Annotated in this window: 18 protein-coding genes; 6 read left to right on the top strand and 12 right to left on the bottom strand. The window is 42.3% G+C overall.

Going from position 1 to position 20,243, the window contains the following annotated elements; translation table 11 throughout:
* The 8 genes from N7974_RS07135 to N7974_RS07100 form a co-directional block, all read right to left on the bottom strand.
* Nucleotides 1-675, bottom strand: coding sequence for an acyltransferase (locus N7974_RS07135; protein WP_262964950.1), 675 nt, complete (start codon nt 673-675; stop codon nt 1-3).
* Entirely contained in the window at nt 672-1,796 is a 1,125-nt protein-coding gene (locus N7974_RS07130; RefSeq protein WP_262964949.1) for a glycosyltransferase family 4 protein, read from the bottom strand. Before N7974_RS07130 ends, N7974_RS07135 begins: the two co-directional genes overlap by 4 nt.
* A 36-nt stretch (nt 1,797-1,832) precedes the next feature.
* Complete coding sequence (locus tag N7974_RS07125) at nt 1,833-2,804, bottom strand: glycosyltransferase family 2 protein (protein WP_262964948.1); 972 nt, start codon at nt 2,802-2,804, stop codon at nt 1,833-1,835.
* Nucleotides 2,805-4,073 (bottom strand): hypothetical protein, encoded by a 1,269-nt coding sequence (locus tag N7974_RS07120; RefSeq protein WP_262964947.1) that lies wholly within the window; start codon nt 4,071-4,073, stop codon nt 2,805-2,807.
* A 4-nt stretch (nt 4,074-4,077) separates the two neighbouring features.
* On the bottom strand, nt 4,078-5,517 hold the full coding sequence (locus N7974_RS07115) for a hypothetical protein (RefSeq protein ID WP_262964946.1): 1,440 nt from the start codon (nt 5,515-5,517) through the stop codon (nt 4,078-4,080).
* On the bottom strand, nt 5,510-6,730 hold the full coding sequence (locus N7974_RS07110) for a glycosyltransferase family 4 protein (protein WP_262964945.1): 1,221 nt from the start codon (nt 6,728-6,730) through the stop codon (nt 5,510-5,512). Before N7974_RS07110 ends, N7974_RS07115 begins: the two co-directional genes overlap by 8 nt.
* Nucleotides 6,731-6,844: 114 nt before the next feature.
* On the bottom strand, nt 6,845-9,154 hold the full coding sequence (locus N7974_RS07105; RefSeq protein WP_262964944.1) for a right-handed parallel beta-helix repeat-containing protein: 2,310 nt from the start codon (nt 9,152-9,154) through the stop codon (nt 6,845-6,847).
* Between the two features lie 981 nt (nt 9,155-10,135).
* Entirely contained in the window at nt 10,136-10,294 is a 159-nt protein-coding gene (locus N7974_RS07100; RefSeq protein ID WP_262964943.1) for a hypothetical protein, read from the bottom strand.
* 333 nt (nt 10,295-10,627) lie between these two features.
* Here N7974_RS07100 and N7974_RS07095 point away from each other — a divergent pair, with 333 nt between their 5' ends.
* The gene (locus N7974_RS07095) at nt 10,628-11,155 is read left to right on the top strand and encodes a hypothetical protein (RefSeq protein ID WP_262964942.1); all 528 of its coding nucleotides are present in this window, start codon (nt 10,628-10,630) and stop codon (nt 11,153-11,155) included.
* A 67-nt stretch (nt 11,156-11,222) separates the two neighbouring features.
* Here the strand turns inward: N7974_RS07095 and N7974_RS07090 are convergent, their stop codons facing one another.
* Nucleotides 11,223-11,450: a hypothetical protein gene (locus N7974_RS07090; protein ID WP_262964941.1), complete on the bottom strand. Its 228-nt coding sequence runs from the start codon at nt 11,448-11,450 to the stop codon at nt 11,223-11,225.
* 204 nt (nt 11,451-11,654) lie between these two features.
* On the opposite strand from N7974_RS07090, the gene N7974_RS07085 reads away from it, so the two are divergent.
* From N7974_RS07085 to N7974_RS20655, 4 genes are all read left to right on the top strand, one after another.
* Nucleotides 11,655-12,407, top strand: a complete 753-nt coding sequence (locus N7974_RS07085) for an HAD family hydrolase (RefSeq protein WP_262964940.1) — start codon at nt 11,655-11,657, stop codon at nt 12,405-12,407.
* A gap of 148 nt (nt 12,408-12,555) precedes the next feature.
* Nucleotides 12,556-13,062, top strand: coding sequence for a DUF1993 domain-containing protein (locus N7974_RS07080; RefSeq protein ID WP_262964939.1), 507 nt, complete (start codon nt 12,556-12,558; stop codon nt 13,060-13,062).
* Nucleotides 13,063-13,141: 79 nt separating this feature from the next.
* Nucleotides 13,142-13,291, top strand: coding sequence for a hypothetical protein (locus tag N7974_RS07075; RefSeq protein WP_262965006.1), 150 nt, complete (start codon nt 13,142-13,144; stop codon nt 13,289-13,291).
* Entirely contained in the window at nt 13,251-13,394 is a 144-nt protein-coding gene (locus tag N7974_RS20655) for an SEC-C metal-binding domain-containing protein (protein ID WP_317451590.1), read from the top strand. The genes N7974_RS07075 and N7974_RS20655 overlap by 41 nt, the downstream gene beginning before the upstream one ends.
* 127 nt (nt 13,395-13,521) lie before the next feature.
* Here the strand turns inward: N7974_RS20655 and N7974_RS07065 are convergent, their stop codons facing one another.
* Complete coding sequence (locus tag N7974_RS07065; protein WP_262964938.1) at nt 13,522-13,872, bottom strand: cupin domain-containing protein; 351 nt, start codon at nt 13,870-13,872, stop codon at nt 13,522-13,524.
* A 511-nt stretch (nt 13,873-14,383) separates the two neighbouring features.
* Nucleotides 14,384-16,507 carry a molybdopterin-containing oxidoreductase family protein gene (locus N7974_RS07060; protein WP_262964937.1) on the bottom strand — a complete coding sequence of 708 codons (2,124 nt, stop codon included), beginning with the start codon at nt 16,505-16,507 and terminating at the stop codon, nt 14,384-14,386.
* Between the two features lie 167 nt (nt 16,508-16,674).
* On the opposite strand from N7974_RS07060, the gene N7974_RS07055 reads away from it, so the two are divergent.
* Nucleotides 16,675-17,238 (top strand): TetR/AcrR family transcriptional regulator, encoded by a 564-nt coding sequence (locus N7974_RS07055; protein ID WP_262964936.1) that lies wholly within the window; start codon nt 16,675-16,677, stop codon nt 17,236-17,238.
* 331 nt (nt 17,239-17,569) lie between these two features.
* Here the strand turns inward: N7974_RS07055 and N7974_RS07050 are convergent, their stop codons facing one another.
* Entirely contained in the window at nt 17,570-19,933 is a 2,364-nt protein-coding gene (locus N7974_RS07050) for a PAS domain-containing protein (protein ID WP_262964935.1), read from the bottom strand.
* Between the last annotated feature and the right edge of the window lie 310 nt (nt 19,934-20,243).

Below are 20,243 nucleotides of genomic sequence, written 5' to 3'. Positions count from 1 at the left end.
TTAATAAATGAAGCCGGTTGTACGCTTGAAATAATGTAAATCTTCCTTTTCAAGGCTCTTGATAAATTTTGCAGGTGTTCCGCCATATAAACTGTAAGTGTTATCCATTGGGCTAGTGATAGTGGAGCCAGCCGCTAAAACGCTATTATCAGGGATAATGGTTCCCCCCAATAAAATACAGCCCGTACCGATAAAGCAATACTCGCCAATGGTAATGGGTTTGGAAGCTTGCCTACATGTTTTAAGATCAATACTGTGGGTTAAAACAGTCGACCTAAAACCGGCAAAGGTTGTAAATCGTTTAATTTCAATACGGTTGGTACAATCAATGAGATGTCGGTTAGTAATGGCGGTATGTTCACCCAAAACCAGTTCAGGCATTCTTTGACCAATTTCATGTTGAAAATGTGGGCTGTTGGTATTGAGAGGGAAAGCTGTAATCCAGTTTAAGCTACCAATGCGTGAGCGCTCCCCAAGTTGAAGGTTGTTTAGTCCTTTTATAACATTAAGATTACCGATCTTGGCATCTTGGGCTAATGACAAGTTATCAACCATAACCCATGACAAACCAATACGACTGGTTGGATGCAACTCATATTTAAAAAACAGCTTATAAAGTAGTCTCTTCAAAAACCAAGGCAAAGGGATAATCAGCAGGCTAAGTATTTTTTTCATAGGGTAGATGCAAGTTGTTGATACAGGCTAATATAGCGATCAATCATTCGATCGATGTTAAAGCGTGAAATATTTTCCAGCCCACGTTGGATAAGCTCATTTCTAAAGCGATCATCGGCACTGATTTTTATCAGTGCATCAAGCATGCCTTGCTCATCGGTGTACTCAAGTACAATACCTCCGTCTCCGGTGACTTCTGCTAAAGAGCCGGAACTGCTGGAAACAACCGGACAACCACAAGCTTGAGCTTCAATGGCTGGCCAGCCAAAGCCTTCACCTATTGACGGGAACAACAAAGCCTGAGCCCTGTTATATAGCGCCATTAATTGATCATTGCTCGGCCTAAGTACTTCAATGACTTTATCTTTGATACCCAATTGCTCTACCAGTATTTTTTGTTCGGTGGTTAACGGAGCACCGGCAAAAACCAGAATGGAATTGATGCGTTGTTGATAACCGGCAAAAATACGAATAACCGCTTCTCTGTTTTTACGGGTAATACTTGAGCCTACGTTGATTAAGTAAGGAATATCTTGGCGAAATTCTGGAATTGAAGCCAAAAGTTCAGTAGCAGTCTCCTTATTGATAATCCGATAATTAAAACTTAACCCCAGATGATTTACGGTGACCGTGCTTTTATCGCGATCAGTCAGTTTAAGAACATCATTCATGGTAAATTGAGAATCACAAACCAGTAATTCCGCATAAGCAAATGAACTTAGTATCCATTTTTGTAATAATTTACCAGTTGCTGTGGCAGGACAATAATCAAAGTCGTTCATGGCTCCCCTGATAGCCAACATATCATGACAAGTTATCAGGGTAGGTTTGTTACCGGTAAAGCGGGCATAAGGTGAGTTTGAATGGTCGCAAATATGTACGACATCATGGGACTTGGCTTTCCATCTTAATAAAGCCGGAAATAAAATATATTTATCAATATAAGCCAACCATTTTTTTAGGCTACCCGTTAAGAAAGGCAGTCGTAAAAATACATTGCAAGGTGTTATCAATGCTACCTTGATGTTTTTCTCAAGTAATTTGTCTCGGAGTAATTCAGCAAAGCGCCCCATACTTTGTTGATTATCTGGTAAATAATTTCCGACAAGTAGTATTTTCATTATTAAATTAACTAATATTTTTGAGTAACGATAACATCAGGTAGTGGGTAAAATATTTGGTATTCCTGGTGGATTGCGATTAAATTCCTTAGCCATTTGCCAGCCTTGGAAAAATCCTGACCATCCCCCCATTAGTATTTCTGGTAATACGCGGGGCCGTTTTAAAAGGCCGTGTAAAATATAATAGACACCAGGGCAATAACGCTTTCCTACAACCAATTGAAAAATAAAGTAACGTAGTTTTAAATGCCATGGATAATACGCAAGTTGTGTTGCGGTTACATTGTAAGCCTGTTCATAACATTTTTGTTTATTCCAGCTACCACGCTGAATATCAAGTTGTGGAGCGGGATAGTGATCTACGATAGCATTGGGATCAAGTATTATCTTCCAGCCTTGGTGCCTAAGATTCAGGCAAAACCATGATTCATTAGCTATTTGGGCACCTTTACCGAGTAAACGTTCGTCAAAATGTAAAGTGCCGAGTGTGGAGCGGCGTACTGCCCAGTTACAGCCTTTAATGGTTTCGACTTCACGCGCATCACCAACGACAGTATGATGATTACCAATGACATTACCCCAGAAATCAATATAGCCTGCCTGGGTGGTTTCTTTGACGGGTGGATGGCCATCCACAATATCCCGTCCACCGGCTGCACCGACATTGATATCATCAAAATGTGGTAGTAAACGGCTTAACCAATCGGGGTGGGGTACTGCATCGTCATCAATGATGGTGATAATATCGGATACAGCGATTTCCAGACCAGCATTCATGGCTGCAATTTGTCCAGGTTTAAATACCGGGACAAGTTGTAGCGTCGAATAAGCAGGGCAGGCAACTTCATTTAGCCAACGGCCTGTTTCCAGGTCATCATCAGGGCGGTAAATTACCAGTACTTGGTTAGGTTGTTGCTCCATGGCATAAACGCCTTGCAGGCATTGGATCAAAATATCCAGACGCCGGTAAGTGGGTATTATGATGCTGACGGTTAAGGTATTAGTCATTTAGCGTTCCTTTGGTAAATTAGCGATGGCCATGTTGGATAAATCTCCTCGGTAATGAGCCGCAATCAATTCAAAAAATATCACGACACACAGACCCAGCGGAAAACCTGCCTGAAACCATAGCACCTGATCAAGTTTGGTTAAGTCAAGAAACAGCGGGGCAGTTACGCACCAGATCAGTACCACCGGTACCTGCAACCAGGCACGGTGATTCCAGCCACGGTGGGCAAGTAATTTCCAGGCATTGGCTACTGCTGCTGCTGCTGCCATACCTAGGGTGCCAATCAGCAATTCGTAATGCAGATTGGCATAGTGGGGGCCAATTAAAAACAACAGCATGGCCGGGGAAAAATAGGCGATCACGACAAGTCCAAAACCTGGTAAGCCGCCTACGGCTGACCATAACAACCAATCACGGAATATATGTTGTTTGGCGCTACTAAAACGAGGAATGCCAAATGCTTGTACTACGGCTTGTATCGGCAACAACAACTGGCCAATACGACCCAGTGCACCAATGGAGGCAGTTTGGTCAGTGGCCGCATACCAGGCCAAAATGGCCAATACGATTTGCGATTGCAGCACAAAAAACACTTCCAGAGGCAGTTGTCGTCGGGTGATGCGTCTTATTTCGGCACGATCTTCAATGCTGCTGATAATGTTTTTTTTAGGTAGTTCTTGTCTTATCCAGCGGCCAATAAACGGAATGCGCAAGCCTGCACCTACAACTCCCAGAGCAACAACGCCTAATGGTTGTAATAGAGCATAAAAATACAGGCCAAGTACGCCCAGTACTCTTAATAAGGCCAGAACAGCATCCAACGCCTGCGTAATAGCAGCGCGGTTGGCAAACATGAGTATCTGATCAACCACGCGAGTACGCATATCAAATTCCCATTGCAACAGAAGTAAAACCAACAACCCGGCAATCAATTCGGGTGTCGCATGGTTTCTGAGTAATAACCATCCTGCCACCAGCAACAGCGGTGGTAGTACCCATAGTGAAATAATACGCCGTTCCTTCATGGCGGCATTAAGCGCCTGCGTTGCACGGGTTCGGTTCGGCCAGGTGCGACCAACGATGGCGCTAAAGCCCAAATTAACGCCGCCTTTGGTCAATACTGACATGGCACCGGTAATCACCATCATCACAGTAAAGATGGCATAGTCTTCGATTGTCATCCAGCGTGCGAGCAATAGACCGGCAACGGCACCAAGACCTTGTGCAACGACCGAGCCGAAGAAAAATTTGGTTAATTTAATTAGCACAATATTAGTCTTCAGTGGCTTGGGTTATTTTCAGGTTAGCCAATCGCTGATTGTTATGAACAATATTGGGGTAAGGTATTTCTGGCTTTTGCGGTATTAATTCTGTTCGTTGTGGTGGTTTGCTAGCTGCCATCACCAGACCGACAAAAATCCAGCAATACCCTTGCATTGTTCCCTGAGTAGTTACTTGCCCGATAAAAATATAAAAACCGATAAAGCCCAATAACATCATGGGCAGAATATTATTGTCATTACGTGCACTTTTTATGGCCTGTTTAAATAATAAAAACGTAAAAATAGCTCTATAAAAAATATAAACCAGTCCAAAACCAGGGCCTACTTCTTGAATAATTCTTGACCATTCATCCTCTGCTAAAACCATTTGAGCTTTACCTGTTGCAAGGCTAGATCCACCTCCAGTACCAAACCCTATTCCATAGCCGATAACAGGACTTGTTGTTATATGTTGTCCAAAGCCAAGTATTGGCCCTAGTGCCCTCATTATAACGCTACCTTCTGAAGACTTCGCCTCATCAAAACGAGTGGTGATGGCATCGAATGAATCTCTTAATGGCCCTAAAAACATGACCGTCGCTATCAATAACAAAAAAACAATAAGGAGCGTGCCGGTAAACTTAAGCTTTGTATCCCGGGTCATCATCATGCCAAAAAAAGTACATGTAACAATTAAACCGGTCATAAAAAAGGCCGTTCTGCTACCGGATAACAATAAAATGGCCAAAGTGGTGCCGGTACATAGCAGTAACCAGGGCAGGCTGAGTAAGGCATAGCGGGCTTTATGCAGCCAGCAAAATATCATCATGGTGAGTATGCTTCCGGTAAACATAAACTGCCCAATGACAAAGGTAAATGTACCTGTTGTTCTTACTCTAGTTCCGGTAACCACAAAAGCATTGCCTGTTCCATAAGCGTCATTAATATAGCTGTCCCTAGGCGAAATAAACTGAAAATAAACCAGTGCGGATATGGGAATGCTGATGTATAGGGTTTGACGAAATAATTTAAATATATCTGCTTGATGAAAAGTATCTTTAATAACAAAGACTAAGGGCAAATAAAAAAAATACATCCGCCAGCCATAAATCAAGGTCAACACGTTCATTTTGACAGTAACGATCTGCAGAAAAACCAATGCCATAAAGACAAAAGAGATGAGAAGCCCGGCAGTTAGCAAGCCATCCCGAGTCACTATTCTATGACGAAGGGCAATAACATAAATCAATAAAACGATAGGGTCGCGTAAAAAGAAAATGATTTGCTGGTATTCAGGGAATACCCATTTTCGCAAAGCGCCTTCAAAAATCAGTAGCCAATAGACCAGAAAAACATATTTAATAATGCTTGTTCTGGCTTTCTCTTTTATCGCTGCTGCGGCCGATATTTCGTTTGTATTATTAATGCCAAGCTTGTGATTATTAATCAATAACACGGCTCACCAACATTTTTTGATAAAGCGCCCATGAGGATTTTTTTGCCTGTTCCAACGCCGCCAATTTCATGTTGTGCAACAGATCAGGGTTATCGGCAAGAGTCTTGATTTTTTCGGCAACAATTTCATGAGAACGGATAGGTATAAGATAACCGTTTTTACCATCAATAACAGCGTCTCCCGGTCCGGCATTGGCGGTAGTAATAACCGGAATGCCTTGGGCCATTGCCTCCAATATTACCAAGCCAAAGCCTTCAAATAATGACGGGAACACTAAAACATCATGATTATACATTTCCTGAAGAACGTCTTTATGGGTTAAGGCAGGGATATAGCGATGTTTGAGTAATTCTTGATTAAGTATTGCGCAATCATTATTAACCTTGTGGCCGATAACGGTTAGCTCAACGCTACCTTTTAACAGGCCGATAGCATCAAACAAATAGGATAGTCCTTTACGTTGACTTAAGCCGCCGACAAATAGTACCTTGAGTTTTTTATTGATTGTTGGATTAATCGCTTCTACAGAGGGGGGGCCGCCGTAAGGGACTATTTGTATTTTTTTGCTTAAATCATCTTCGAATAATTTAAGCGTATCGGCTACAAATTGACTGGGTACAATTATTTTGTCTGCCAAACCGATTTCTTGATCTTTACGTGCTAGTTTCTCGGCATTGTCTTTAGTCGACAGAATAGTATTTGCCCATTCCGGTTTTAATTGAGCTTCTTCTCCCAATATTTGTTGTGCTGCCCGCCAATAGCCAATAGGTAGTTCATATATTGTTTCAATACCCAGGCTTTTTGCAACCTTAAAGCTCTCTAAAGCCCCGTCTTCATAACAATAAACCTGGTTTATGTTGGCCAGTTTGGATATTTGTTTGGCAACATGCTTATCAAAACTACGATAAACTTTATCGACCGAAAAAATTCCGGTGTTATGCTTAATCAAGGCTTTCCGGTGCATTTTTTTTGCCAGTAACCGACCCAGTTCCCGGTAGGGGTAAGCAGAAACGAGATTTGATGGAATTGCCGTATAACTGCGTTTGGCAAGCTCGTTGGTTAAACTGTCAGGCAATAGACCGGCAACAACAGAGTCCTTATTCCAGACTATAGTTGTAAATGCTTTGGCTAAAAGATTTTCTTTAAAAAATGCCTCGGCCGCATTTCTAAAGTTCTGATTACCGGTTGGGTGGCTGATAATTATCATAGTGCTGCTCAGATAAATGATTTTTATGCTGACAGATAATATCTTTCAAAGGGATATTATCTGTACAGGCTTAAAATAATTAGTAATAAATTTTACTTTTAGAAAGTATAGTCGTTAAAAAGGCTTGGCAATTTTATTAACGAACAAGCGGTTAATGACGGGAATAGCGGCATCATTGGTAAAGTTACTGTTAACAACAACACCGGTATCCAGGGGTTGGGGAGTTGGATTGCTTAGATTATTGTTAACAAAGTAGCTGTTTTTACTGGTTGGGGCAACAATCACGCCAGTATTTGCGGTGTTGTTGTTAAAGCTGCAATCATTACAATAAGCGCCGCCATTAAACAGGGCGTTACCGGGTTGATTGCTGGTAAAGCTGCTGTTGACGAAGCCGGTCAGGTTATTACCAACCAGTAGGGGTTGTGTAGATGTGGATACTGTTTCAAAAACGCTGTTGGCGAAAAAGGTGGAGTTGGAGTTTTGGATAATCAGGTTTTGTTGGTTGTTTTTGAATTGGCTATTGATGAAGGCATTAAGGTTGTTGGCACGCTTTGCCTGCATGTCAATGGCGATACCATTTTCAATAAACTGATTTTGATAAAAAACATTTTTATCCATATAAGACATACCTGGTTCATCACCACCGGCATATTTCGGGTTGGGTCTTTGCTTGATGCCGGTTTTACAGCGATAAAAGTTGCTATGATCAATAAAATTATTATCCCAGGCATAAATACTATCCAGCAAAATACCGGCATTGGCCATATTGCGAATAGTGACATGGGACAGCGTAATTTGATTGTATTGAGCGCTTTGGCCTGAGCCTGCTGCGCTGTGGTTAATGCCGTTAAGGCCGCCTTGCAAGGTTAAATCAGCCAGGACAAAAGCGGTGGCTGTTGTTTTGACATCCAAATGATTGACTCCGGCGATCAGATCGATATCGGGTGATTTGGCAATAATAACCGTTTTGTCAGCGCCGGCACCGATAATGCCTTGTCCTGCGTTAAGCAGTAATGGTTTACTGATGTAGTAAATACCGGCATTAAGCTCGGCAATGCCGTTTTTATTAATTAACGCTTGAATAGTACCCGCAGAATCCGGTTTAGCAGCGAGATTGCTTTGCCACTTTGCACCGGCCGGATCAGGAATGGCACTAAATACCGGTTTTTGCCAGGTATCATAATTGTCCTTATCGATTTGCAGAACATCAGCAAGGATGTTTTTTGCCGTATCCGTGATGTTTTCCGGTTGGATAGTTTGTGCATTGATAGTAATTAATTTTTTATAATCCTTATCGATATCTATGATTTGTGTTGAGGTATTAAATTGGTCAAGTCCAATACTGCGTGTAGCGATAGATACCAGATTTTCAACCGCATTACCTAAAATAATGCCGGGGTTTTTGGTGGCACTGATTGCCATTCCCTGCAAAACAATGTTGGTGGCATCGAGATTAAAATACTGGCCGGTTTTATTGTAATTATCACCGCCGTTGGCCATGAATACCGATAAAAAATCGGTATTGGCTACGTTCATCATACCTGGATATATAGCTTTTTTACCCCAGTTCCATCCTTCTGCATCAAGACCAATAAAGCGAATGTTTTTTTGGTTGTTGATAATAATACCATCGGCATACGGCGTTAAAATATTGGTCCAGATAAACAAGTTGTCTTGTGATTGTTTGCTAATATCACCGGCAATATTTATTGCTGGATAAGCACCATGTACCATGGTGCGTATGAAACGATTGTTTTTTAAATAGCCGGTTTTAGAGGTGTCACTGGTAATGGCAACATTGCTTAAGTCGGTAAACAAATTGTTTTCCAACCGGACATTATTGGCGATGACTTTTGAATTGCTGATTCGGTTAATGCAGTTGTCCTGGATGGGTTTGGTAGAGCCTTCAAAGCTGATATTTACCGGACTAACACCACTTAAGATGGCGTTGCTGGTACCTTCAGGGATAATCACTGCTGGCAATTTTGTACCTGCCAAGCCATATAGCGCCTGATTGGAGGTTAATTTTATGGTTAATGATTTACTGTAGTCACCCCCTGGTTTTAAGCGAACACTACCTTTACTGATGAGTGTTGTTTGTAGCTGGGCAGCCTGACTTTCTGGCAAAAAATAGACGCTTTTGGGGATTGCCGCTTGTGCCAGCTTAACTTCGCATGGCAAGGGCGCTGCCATAACCGGACTGTTGACGGCACCGGCAACGAGGGCAAGTGCTAAAAAAACTGATTTATCGTTAGACATGGCTAATTTTCCTTTTTTTGAACAACAAATAACCATAGTTGCAAAAACTACCATAAAAATCAGCATCCTGTCTGGCATTGCCAGTGCTTTGTCATAATCAGTAACGGTATGGTTTACTTGCCGCATGACTACAATGACACAGACAAAGCCGATAAAATAAGTCAAGAAGCAACTTAAACAGGTTTAACCGGATTGCTGAAATATTTTTCTGGTAAAGCCTTTTTAGCTGAGATTATATTTAACTAGTTAATGGTATCTTGCGTATTTTGTCATGGACGCTTATTTTACTAAATGTTACCTTTGTATTGGGTCAATAATATGACAAAGGCATTTATTAATAGGGCAGCAATAAGCAAGTAGTAATTTATTGATTATGCATTACATGAACGGCATTGGCTGATTATGCTTTATGATGGTTTTTTTATCAATAGAAGTCGATTGATCGTGTGAAATTAGTCATTTTAATGCTTTTGGCAGGCAGAAATTATCAACCGCTTTTGTTTATGAAAAGCACAAAAAAAAGCAAAATAAGCAGAAAATAGGGGTTAGGTTTTTTAAGTCTGATGCCGGTCCGGGTTTGCAACCCCGACCGGAACATTTGCAAGCTTTAATGGTTTTAAACGTGCGGGACGCGGTTACAAACCCCGTCCCGCTTCAATACAAGCTCGACCGTGGCATCAATACCCGGCAATTGCTTTATTCAAATATAGGATGGGCTGAGGTAACGATGCCCATCAATTGATTGATTGATGGGCATCCTGTCGTCAGCCCATCCTATGGCTAATTTAATTACTCGATGCCGGTCCGGGTTTTCAACCCCGATCGAAACGTTTGCAGGCTTTAATGGTTTTAAAAATGAGGGACGCGGTTACAAACCCCGTCCCGCTTCAATTTAAGCTCGACCGTGGCATCAATACCCGGCAATTATTTTATTCAAATATAGGATGGGCTGAGGTAACGATGCCCATCAATTGATTGATTGATTGATTGATTGATGGGCATCCTGTCGTCAGCCCATCCTATGGCTAATTTAATTACTCGATGCCGGTCCGGGTTTGTAACCCCGACCGAAACGTTTGCAGGCTTTAATAGTTTTAAACCTGAGGGACGCGGTTACAAACCCCGTCCCGCTCCGTTGAATTGATTTTAGTGACTGGTGCCATCATTGAAAACAGCAGCCAAATCTGGTGCCGAGATGGCATTAATTAGCCACTCTTTTAGCTGAGCTTCATTGGCATGCCTTAACCTGTCCATGTCGGCATCAGACAAATCACCAAACCGATGGTCAAGCATTAAAGCCAGCATTTTGACTTCGCCTTCATGAAATCCCGCTTTCTAGCCTTCTTTCCATCCCTCTTGAAAGCCTTCTTTCCAACCCTTGGCAATTCCCATTCTTTCTATACTCGTTACATATTGCATTTTTTTATTCTCCTCAAGGATTTTCCTCGTACCCAAGTTCCAGCTCATCCTGTACAGTCATATAATCCCCATCGATTTTTAGGGATTATACCCAAGGATAGATTCCATAAACTGGCCATTTACTACCTGCAATTTTCTGCTTTTTGTTAGTATTGTAAATGGCTAATCGATTTACCATGTTAAAATCATGCGCATTAGATAAGGTTAGTGGAGAAGAAAATGACTGATGATGAATTAAAGGCTTTGGTTGCCAGTCTGGCTATTTCGCAAAAGGCAACTGATGAGCAAATGAAGCGTACTGATGAAAAGCTTGAGCGTATTGGTATTAATCTGGGTAATATCGGTAAAAATCAGGGCGATGTTGCCGAGGAATTCTTTTTCCAAAGCCTGATAAAAGACAATCATTTGGGCAAGATCCATTTTGATGACGTGGTAAAAAATATGGAAAAGCATCGCGGTCAAATTCAGGAGGAATATGATTTAGTAATGACTAATGGTGATGCCATTGCTGTTGTTGAAGTAAAATACAAAGCTCATAAAAATGATCTGGACAAGCTGGATCGTAAAATGAAAAATTTTAAAAAACTGTTTCCAATCTATCAGGCATTTAAACAGTATGGCGCTATAGCCGCTTTTCATATTAATGATGATGCCAAAGAAGAAGCCTTAAGACGTGGCTATTTTGTTTTGCAACGCAGCGGTGATTTGGTGCATACCGAAAGTGGCGAGCATTTGACGGTATTGTAAGCGAATAGACTTCGATGCCGGTCAGGGTTTGCAACCCAGATCGAAACGTTTAAAGGCTTTAATGGTTTTAAACATGAGGGACGCGGTTACAAACCCCATCCCGCTCCGGTCCGTCATTCCGGCATGGACTGCCGGAATCCAGGCTACATGGATGTACAAATATTACCATCCTGGCACTGGATACCCGCTTCCCGGCGGGTATGACGGCAGATGCCGGTCGGGGTTTGTAACCCAGATCGAAACGTTTAAAGGCTTTAATGGTTTTAAACATGAGGGACGCGGTTACAAACCCCATCCCGCTCCGGATGCTAACGGATACCATCCCTTCAAGGGATGTTATCCGTACGGGCTCAAAATTTAATGTAATGGAAATTTAATTTCTGAAAGACTATAGTTCCCCTACTCCCTCTCTGGTACTGGCTGACTACTTACTTGTTAGCAAGTTCCAGCTTGGGAACAAGGGCATACAAAAGCCCCCTCCCCTCTAATAAATACCACTATGAACAATTCAATTATTTATGCGCTTGATTTTGATGGCGTAATCTGTGACAGCGCAGTAGAAACGGCAATAACGGGCTGGAAAGCAGCCGGCAGCATTTGGGGCGACATGCCCAAGACCGCACCTCAAGCCATGATTGATCAATTCCGGCTAGTCAGGCCCATTATAGAAACGGGTTATGAAGCAATATTGGCAATGCGCCTGCTCTATCTGCAAGAGCCCGTAGAGGCGATATACAGTGACTATGGCAACAAGATACATGCGCTATTAACAGAGGCAAAAATCTCGACTGATGAGCTAAAAAAACTGTTTGGGGAAACCCGAGATACCTGGATTGCCAACGATTTAACCGACTGGATCAATATGAATCCGTTGTTTGACGGTGTTGCCAAAAAACTGCGTGAAATTGGCCAGCAGTATCCGTGGTATGTAATTACTACCAAACAAGAACGCTTTGTTAAACAGATACTGAAAGCCAATGCCATTGAGCTGGCGGATGAGTGTATTTTTGGTCTGGATCGTAATATGAATAAAATGGAAGTATTAGCCGGGCTGTTGGAAACTCATCCAAGCAAAACCATTTATTTTATGGAAGATCGCTGGCCAACGCTGCTGAATGTTTTAAATAATAATGAGTTGGCTGATGTTAAGTTAATCTTTGCATTATGGGGCTATAACACCGCTCAAGATAAAGCGTTAGCCGCAGAGCAAGCCATCACCTTACAACAACTTGATAGTTTTCTTGTGCTATAGTCTATAAATAATTTTGATGCTATCGGATACCATCCCTTTAAGGGATGTTATCCGTGTGAACTAAATCATCATGTTATGAGAATTTAATTTCTGAAAGACTATAGTTTAAAATAATTTAAGCAAACCCGCTATTTACCGGAGTAATCGTATGTCAATGACCATTTACCAAGCCTCTATCCCTGTTTTTATCCGTATGTTGGAAAATTTATCATTGATACTGGATAAAGCCGTCGTCCATGCCGAGGCGAAGAAAATCGATCCGGCTGTTTTTATTGAAGCACGTTTGGCACCTGATATGTATCCGCTTAATCGACAAATACAAATTGCCACCGATGTAGTCAAAGCTTGCGCTGCACGCCTTGCCGGTATTGAAATACCCAGTTATGAGGATACTGAAACCACCTTTCCCGAACTACAAACCCGTATCGCCAAAACCATCGCTTTTTTGCAAAGTGTTAGTGCCGAACAAATTAACGGCAGTGAAACACGAACTGTCACTTTAAAGTTACACGACAAAGCCACCGAATTTTTAGGCCAGAATTATCTGTTTAATTTTGTTTTTCCCAATTTCTATTTTCACATGACAGTGGCTTACACCATTTTAAGACATAACGGATTGGAGATCGGTAAAATGGATTTTGTCGGCAATTATTAATTACGACATGCCTGTTGATCTATAGATGTTCAAAAATTAGATTTTCTCTATAGACTTTCAGCATGGGCAGGTGGAACAGATGCCCGGAGATATTGAAGACGTGGAAATCGACTTGGGTTTAAGACATAAGCGGTCTACACCGCCACCAAACTATCATCCTGATAGGCAAGAAGCCAGCCATTCACGGTTTGAGATCGCTATTCAATCTGGAGGACACCGGTTCAGATGATTTTTCTGATTTGTCAAAAATCAGGCCCGCATCCAAGGTAGGTCGGAACGATCCTTGTCCCTGCGGCAGTGGCAAAAAATATAAGAAATGCTGCCTACATTAAGATCTAACCGCTCCAATTTTAATCGCTAAGATAGATAAAATAGTAGCCACTATAATTAGTATCTTTTATGTTGCTTGGTCGTCTCAGAACGGCCAGAAACCGTTATTGGGAATAATGGAAGTGAACTTCATTTCATGATTGATTTAGCGAAATTAGACAATATGGTCAAACGGTTAAAAAAACATTTAACAAATTTACCGCCGCTGTGTCTGTAGCTCTTTTTAAGCGCTTTTTTCACTTCCCAAGTACCTTTATAGCCTAATGGAAATACCACTAAATCACCCGCTTTGAAAGTAGTTGAAGGTCCGCCATCTGCAGGTGTCATGACACATTCACCTTCTAAAATAAATGATGTTTCTGTAGTAACGAATTCCCATGGGAATGTAGATACTTCTTTTTGCCATGTTGGCCAGTTAGCAACGCCCATTTTTTTTAAAAGTGCTTCGCCGGGGTTGCTATTAACTGTAATTTCTTTCATGTTATTCCTGAATTTTAGATTTATGCCCAGAATCAGAATGATTTTGGATATGCCATAGTATGTTGCCTTCCCCTGTTTTGCTAGAGGAATCTATTCTTTTTCAATAATCTCATCGTTAAAAAATGCCTATTCAAGCGCTCCAGTTAACCACTGAAAGTGCAATTCGTTTTTTAATAGCCATTTTTTATCAAGGTTTATATTATCTTTTACTTCGTCATCTGTGCTTGTCGTTATGCCTTGTAAAAGTAGTTTCTCAGATAAATAATTTCGATGCTAACGGATACCATCCCTTCAAGGGATGGTATCCGTACGGGCTCAAAATTTCATGTAATGGAAATTTAATTTCTGAAAAACTATAGATCGGGTGGAGACTTTTATCGAGCTACAAATATTACAACTCTAAAACGAACAAATGTATTGATTGTTGGTCATAATGAAACTGAAATGGTTTAATTAAACAGGACACTTCTAAAGACAGCTTTATCATGTCAACAGAGATAAACATGAGTAATCAAACTATTGCTTCCACCTGCACCAGATTATCGGAGAATGTCGGTGCATGACCCATATTGACGAATTCAGCCGAGCTGATGCTGTTAACCGTGCCTTTATTCAACTGCCGCCAATAACCCAGTGTTGCGACAATCAAGCCGGGATTCACATCACTGGTGATCCTGGCCTCGCCTTCGAAAGCGCCACGGTCATTAAAGACTCGCACTGTGTCGCCTTGCTGGATATTGCGCTGCTCTGCGTCCAGCGCATTGATCAGTACAAACTGTTCACCCTGACCTTTGATTTTTTGCTCCATATTGGCGTAGCAGGAATTAAGGAATCCGTGACTTTTCGGCGAAAGGATATTTAACGGATATTTTTTCGCAAGCTCCGGATTGGTTGCTTGCGTTTCTCTGGAAGGCACATAATCCGGCAGTGAATCCAAAGCTTCACCGGACTGGAAGCCTTCATACATCTGACGAAAAGGACCTGCCACAAAGTTTGTTGCATCTGTTATTTCAAATTCACATTTACCGGACGGTGTCTGAAAATTCCCAGCTTTATGAGGTGCGCGATTATCTTTGGTTCCGACATTAAGACGGGCAAATCCTTGTTCGCGCAGAGTTTCCAGCGTGATGCCCTCGCAAGCCGGCGAGTCCCAATCAACATAATTTTCCAGGCATTCCGAATCCGACCATTTAAAGTTCTCTTCTTGATAGCCCATACGTGCCGCCAGTCGCTGGAAAATCTCGTTATTCGGGATGGCTTCGCCCGGTGACTCGACGCATTTGGCATTGTAGGTCAGATACAAATGTCCCCAGGACAGGATCATGTCTTCCAGCTCCGCGCCCATGGATGCAGGCAACAGGATATCGGCATAACAGGCGGTATCCGAGATGAAGTGCTCCGCCGAAACCAGAAACAGCTCTTCGTTGCTCAAACCTTGGACTATCTTGTCGGTCTCCGGGGCCTGAGTGACGGGGTTGGCATTCCAACACATTATCGATTTAATCGGTGGTCCTGCTGGCGGTTCGTCGGTCAGCGCCCGGCCCAGTTGCAATGCATTAATAACACGCGTGCCCTCGGGAATTAAGTCTGGCCGACAGATGACGTCAAATTTGTAGGGATGCTCCCAGACCGGCATCTGCAATGCACCGCCACCAACATGACGCCAGGCGCCGGTCAATGCAGGCAGACAACTGACTGCGCGGATGGTTTGACCGCCGCCATAATGTCTTTCCAGCGCCACGCCCAGACGAATCGCGGCAGGTTGTGTCGTGGCATAATCGCGGGACAGTGTGCGAATCACTTCAGCCGGTATTCCGGTAATAGCTTCTGCCCATTCCGGGGTACGCATTTTTGCGCGTTCTTTTAAGGCTTCAAAACCGACCGTGTAATTATCGACATAATCCTGATCGACCAGGCCTTCTTCAATAATGGTATGGATCATCGCCATTGCCAATGCGCCATCGGTACCCGGTTTTGGCGCAATATGAACATCAGCTTCTTTGGCTGTTTTGGACGCATAACTATCGATTACGATGACTTTCGCGCCTTTTTTCTGCGCTTCTTTAATAATATGCCAGTGATGCAAATTGGTGCTGACCGAATTACAGGCCCAGATAATGATGTATTTGGCATGAATAAAACTTTCAGGATCAACGCCGGCTGTCGGCCCCACGGTCAACAGCCAGGCAGTACCCGATCCTTCGCCACAAAAAGTGCGCTCGGTAACGGTAGCACCCATCCGGTTAAAGAACGCGTCGCCCCCGTTCAAACCATGCACCAGACCCTGATTGCCTAAATAACTGTAGGGAACAATCGCCTGCGGGCCGTGTTTCTCAATAATCGCCGTCCAGCGCATGACGATTTCATCCAGCGCTTCATCCCAGGTGATGCGCTGAAACTGCTTGCTACCTTTTGGACCGGTGCGGCGCATCGGGTATAACAAGCGGTCGGGGTGATAATGCCGCTTTTCATAATCTTTTAATTTAACGCAAAGACCTCCGCGCGTTATCGGATGATTCGGATTGCCTTTAACACCGGTCAGCTTGCCGTCCTGAACCTCAAATACCATCGAGCAAGTATCCGGACAATCATGCGGGCAGCCGCCATGATGTGTTGTTTTTAGTGCTACAGTCATTGTCTGTTTCCTCGCCAAGCTTGTGTTAAAAGGGAAAAACCATTATTACAGCATCAGTTTTTAAAATATTTGTTATGATTAAAAAAACTTACCGGTTAGTCTGACCTGAATTGTAGTATACCGCTCGGTATATCACAAAATATTTATCAACCTCTACTTCTTTGTCTATGGCTAAAACTCTGCAAGCAAAAATCTTGGCTGCTGCCTCCGAACTGTTTTATAGCCAGGGAATCAGGGCAACCGGTGTCGATGCTATTGCCAAAGCTGCCAATACCACCAAGATGAGTCTGTACAAATACTTTCCGTCAAAGGACGAGTTAATACTTGCCGTTCTACGTAAACGGGATGAAGATTTTCGAACCTGGTTTGTCGCTCAGGTTGAAGCCAAGGCTGCTGACCCCAAAGACAAATTACTGGCTATTTTTGATGTGATCAGCGAATGGATGGAAATCCCGGGATTTCGTGGCTGCGCCTTCATCAATGCGTCCGCTGAATTTCCATTGAAAGGCAATCCTGTGCATCAGGTATCCGCAGAATTCTATGATAAATTTCAACATTATATTGCCGGCTTAGCCGCGCAGTACGGTTCAAAACAGCCTGTAAACCTGGCTCTGCAATTAAGACTGTTACTTGAAGGCGCGATAGTCTCGGAGCAAATGAAACATCACTCAGGAGCGGCCGAACAGGCTAAACAGGCCGCTATTGTGCTAATTGAAGGTAGCGTCGCCTAAGTAACCAAAGATTATTGACTTTTAAGATGTTGCGCCAGCGATATGAAAACAAGGAAGAAACCGCTATCGCTGTACTAATTGTTGGGCTTAAAGCAATATTTTAATCATACAACATTAAAACCGAGCCAGCCCCGCGTCACTGAAGTGGGAGTCTCAAGTAAGCCCGAAAAAGCAATTTTTTTGGGGGGGGGGAAATAAAGAAGTTATTATCATAAGTGGCAGCATTGCTCTACCACTCAGTTGCAGAATGGCAAACGACTGCATTTAACATTTCCCCGCAGGACTTTGAACGGGAATTTTGCCAGAAGACTGCTTAAGAAAGTGTCCTGTTTTACTTGACCATTACAGTCACGGGTAACGTAAAATAAAAAGAACTACCCTTTCCATGCCGGCTATTAAAATACAAATTACCATCATGGGCTTCAATAATTGAACGACTGATAGATAATCCCATACCCATGCCCTCAGTTTTGGTTGTATAAAAAGGCATTAATATTTTTTGTTTTTGCTCTTCAGCAATACCGGAGCCATTATCTTTTACCCTGACTTCCAGTCTATTATTGAAAAGCCATCGACTATAGATAGATATCTTGCGCTGCTGGTTTACAGGAGATTTCTCCAAGGCTTCAACACTATTTTCGATCAGGTTTATAATGACCAGTTCAATTTGAGCAATATCAACATTAACAACGGGCAAATTATCTTCAAGCTCAACCGAGATTGTTATATCATCACGCTTAAAATCCAACAAATATATATCGACAGATTTTTGAATTAACTCATTAAGATCACTACTTACCTTATGATGTATATTAGGATTAGCACCCCTCATGATTCGATGAACAATCTGTCCTACTCTTAACACCTCTTTCTGTATTTTTTGGATAACCTCTGTCAGCTTTACCAAGTCAAGATTTTCAGCCTTAAGCAGATTTAAACTAACGCCTGAATAAGCAACAATCGAAGCCAGTGGTTGATTAACTTCATGAGCAATACTCGATGCTATTTCTTCTATCAGGCCAAGGCCCATAACATGGGAAAGATGCTTAAGATGCCTTCTGGATTGCTGCTCCTGATATTTACGCGCAGTAATATCCTGCATACTGCCGACCAAGCGTAACGGTTTGTTCATGATGTCGTATTGCAATTTACCACTAGTACAAATTAAACGAATAGTGTCATCCGGTAATCTGATACAAAAAATAAGTTCTGGCATCGTGATTCCCTTCAGACAATCATTGAGCCAACTATTTTTTAATGCCAGATCGACAGGAAGTATTAAATCACTCATTGCTGTAACGGTGTGTCCGAAGGTTTCCGGAGAAACGCCAAAAATGCGGTACATTTCATCTGACCAGCTGAGGTAACCAGTGGCTATATTTAAAGACCAACTACCAATACCGCCGATGCGCTGTGATTGGGACAATATTTGCTCTTTTTCCTGCAAGGCTTCCTGTATCTGTTTTCGCTCGGTAATATCGGTATGGGTACCAATCATACGTAAGGGCTTGCCATCTTTGCAGCGACTAACCAGCATGCCTCGACCCAAAATCCATTTATAACTGTTATCCTTACAGCGCAGGCGATATTCAACATGGTAAATCTCCGTTTTCCCGTCTAAATATTCTTGCATTATATTTGCAACAGTTATCTGATCATCAGGATGAATACGATCCAGCCATTCTTGGTGGGTAGATAAAACATCCTCTTGACTATAACCCAGCATTGCAAGCCAGATAGCGGAATAAGTCGCTTGCCGGGTCTGAAGATTACAGTCCCATACGCCAAAATTAGCGCCTTCTATGGCAAATTTCAACAGAAACTCACTCTCCTGTAACGCCTGTTCTATCCGTTTGCGTTCGGTAATATCGGAAGTATAGCCATGCCAGAGCGTTGAGCCATCGGCTTCTCGTTGTGGTACTGAATTACTAAATAACCAACGCTTCTCACCATCATTGTCTATTACTCGATATTCATGGCTGAAGGGGCTCAAGTTTTGAACTGATTTATGCATAACCTCAATAATGCCGCCATAGTCTTCCGGGTGGAATCGGGAGAATAATTTGGATGCATCCTCGCGAACTTCTTCCGGACTGAGTTGATGAACATTATTGAGACCTTCACTGGCGTAAGGAAAGCAGCTGCTACCATCCGGACGCAAACGAAATTGAAAGACAACTCCCGGCACTTGACTGGCGATTTTCTGCAGACGATCAAGAGACTCTTCCAAGAGTTTATTTTCGGTGATATCAGTAAAGTTGATGCGCACCAGAAGATCTTTGTCATTAACCGGCATAAGTCGGCAGCTAAGTTGAGAATGACACTCTGATCCATCGCTGACTTTAAAAGACAATTCAGCGCTAAAGACTTCTTCGTTTCGCATGAATTTCATAAAGAGAATATGCCAGTGTTCGCGGTCTTTAAGTGTAACCAAAGCGGCAAAAAGATGGTTAATCAGAGCCTGGCGTTCTATGCCGAAGATACGGGTACCCGACAAGTTAATCTCGGCAATCCGACCTTCGCGAGTAAGCGTCAGGTAACCATTGGGAGAAAATTCATAAAGATCAACATAGCGGTCATGAGATTCACTAAGCTCAATTTGAATTCGCCTTAATTCTTCATTTTGAATCTCAAGTTCAATTTGATGAAGCTCGAGCGTATGAAGTAGTTTTTCGTTGTTCTTGGAATCTGGCAATAGTTATCTCGGTAGTTAACTTTTAACCATCTCCTTTAGGTTCTATTGACGTTTAATTTTAAAAGAACCTTAGGAAATGGCAGAATCTTCATGCAATTAATAGCCTTTTTTATAGCTCTCGTAGCAATTCTGCGAGAGCATTTAAGCTAACTAAATAGGCATTCAATGGTATATATTTTTATAATACCATACATAATACTTACAACTTCTTTCCGGTTCGATTTATATATTTTTGATAAACAACTGCAATGTTGATATATACCACTCATTAAAGGTATAGGCATGCACACAAAAGAATGATATCTATAGT

This window comes from Methylobacter psychrophilus, assembly GCF_025583945.1.
Classification (GTDB): domain Bacteria; phylum Pseudomonadota; class Gammaproteobacteria; order Methylococcales; family Methylomonadaceae; genus Methylobacter_C; species Methylobacter_C psychrophilus.
This window is presented reverse-complemented; position numbering and strand designations above follow the sequence as displayed.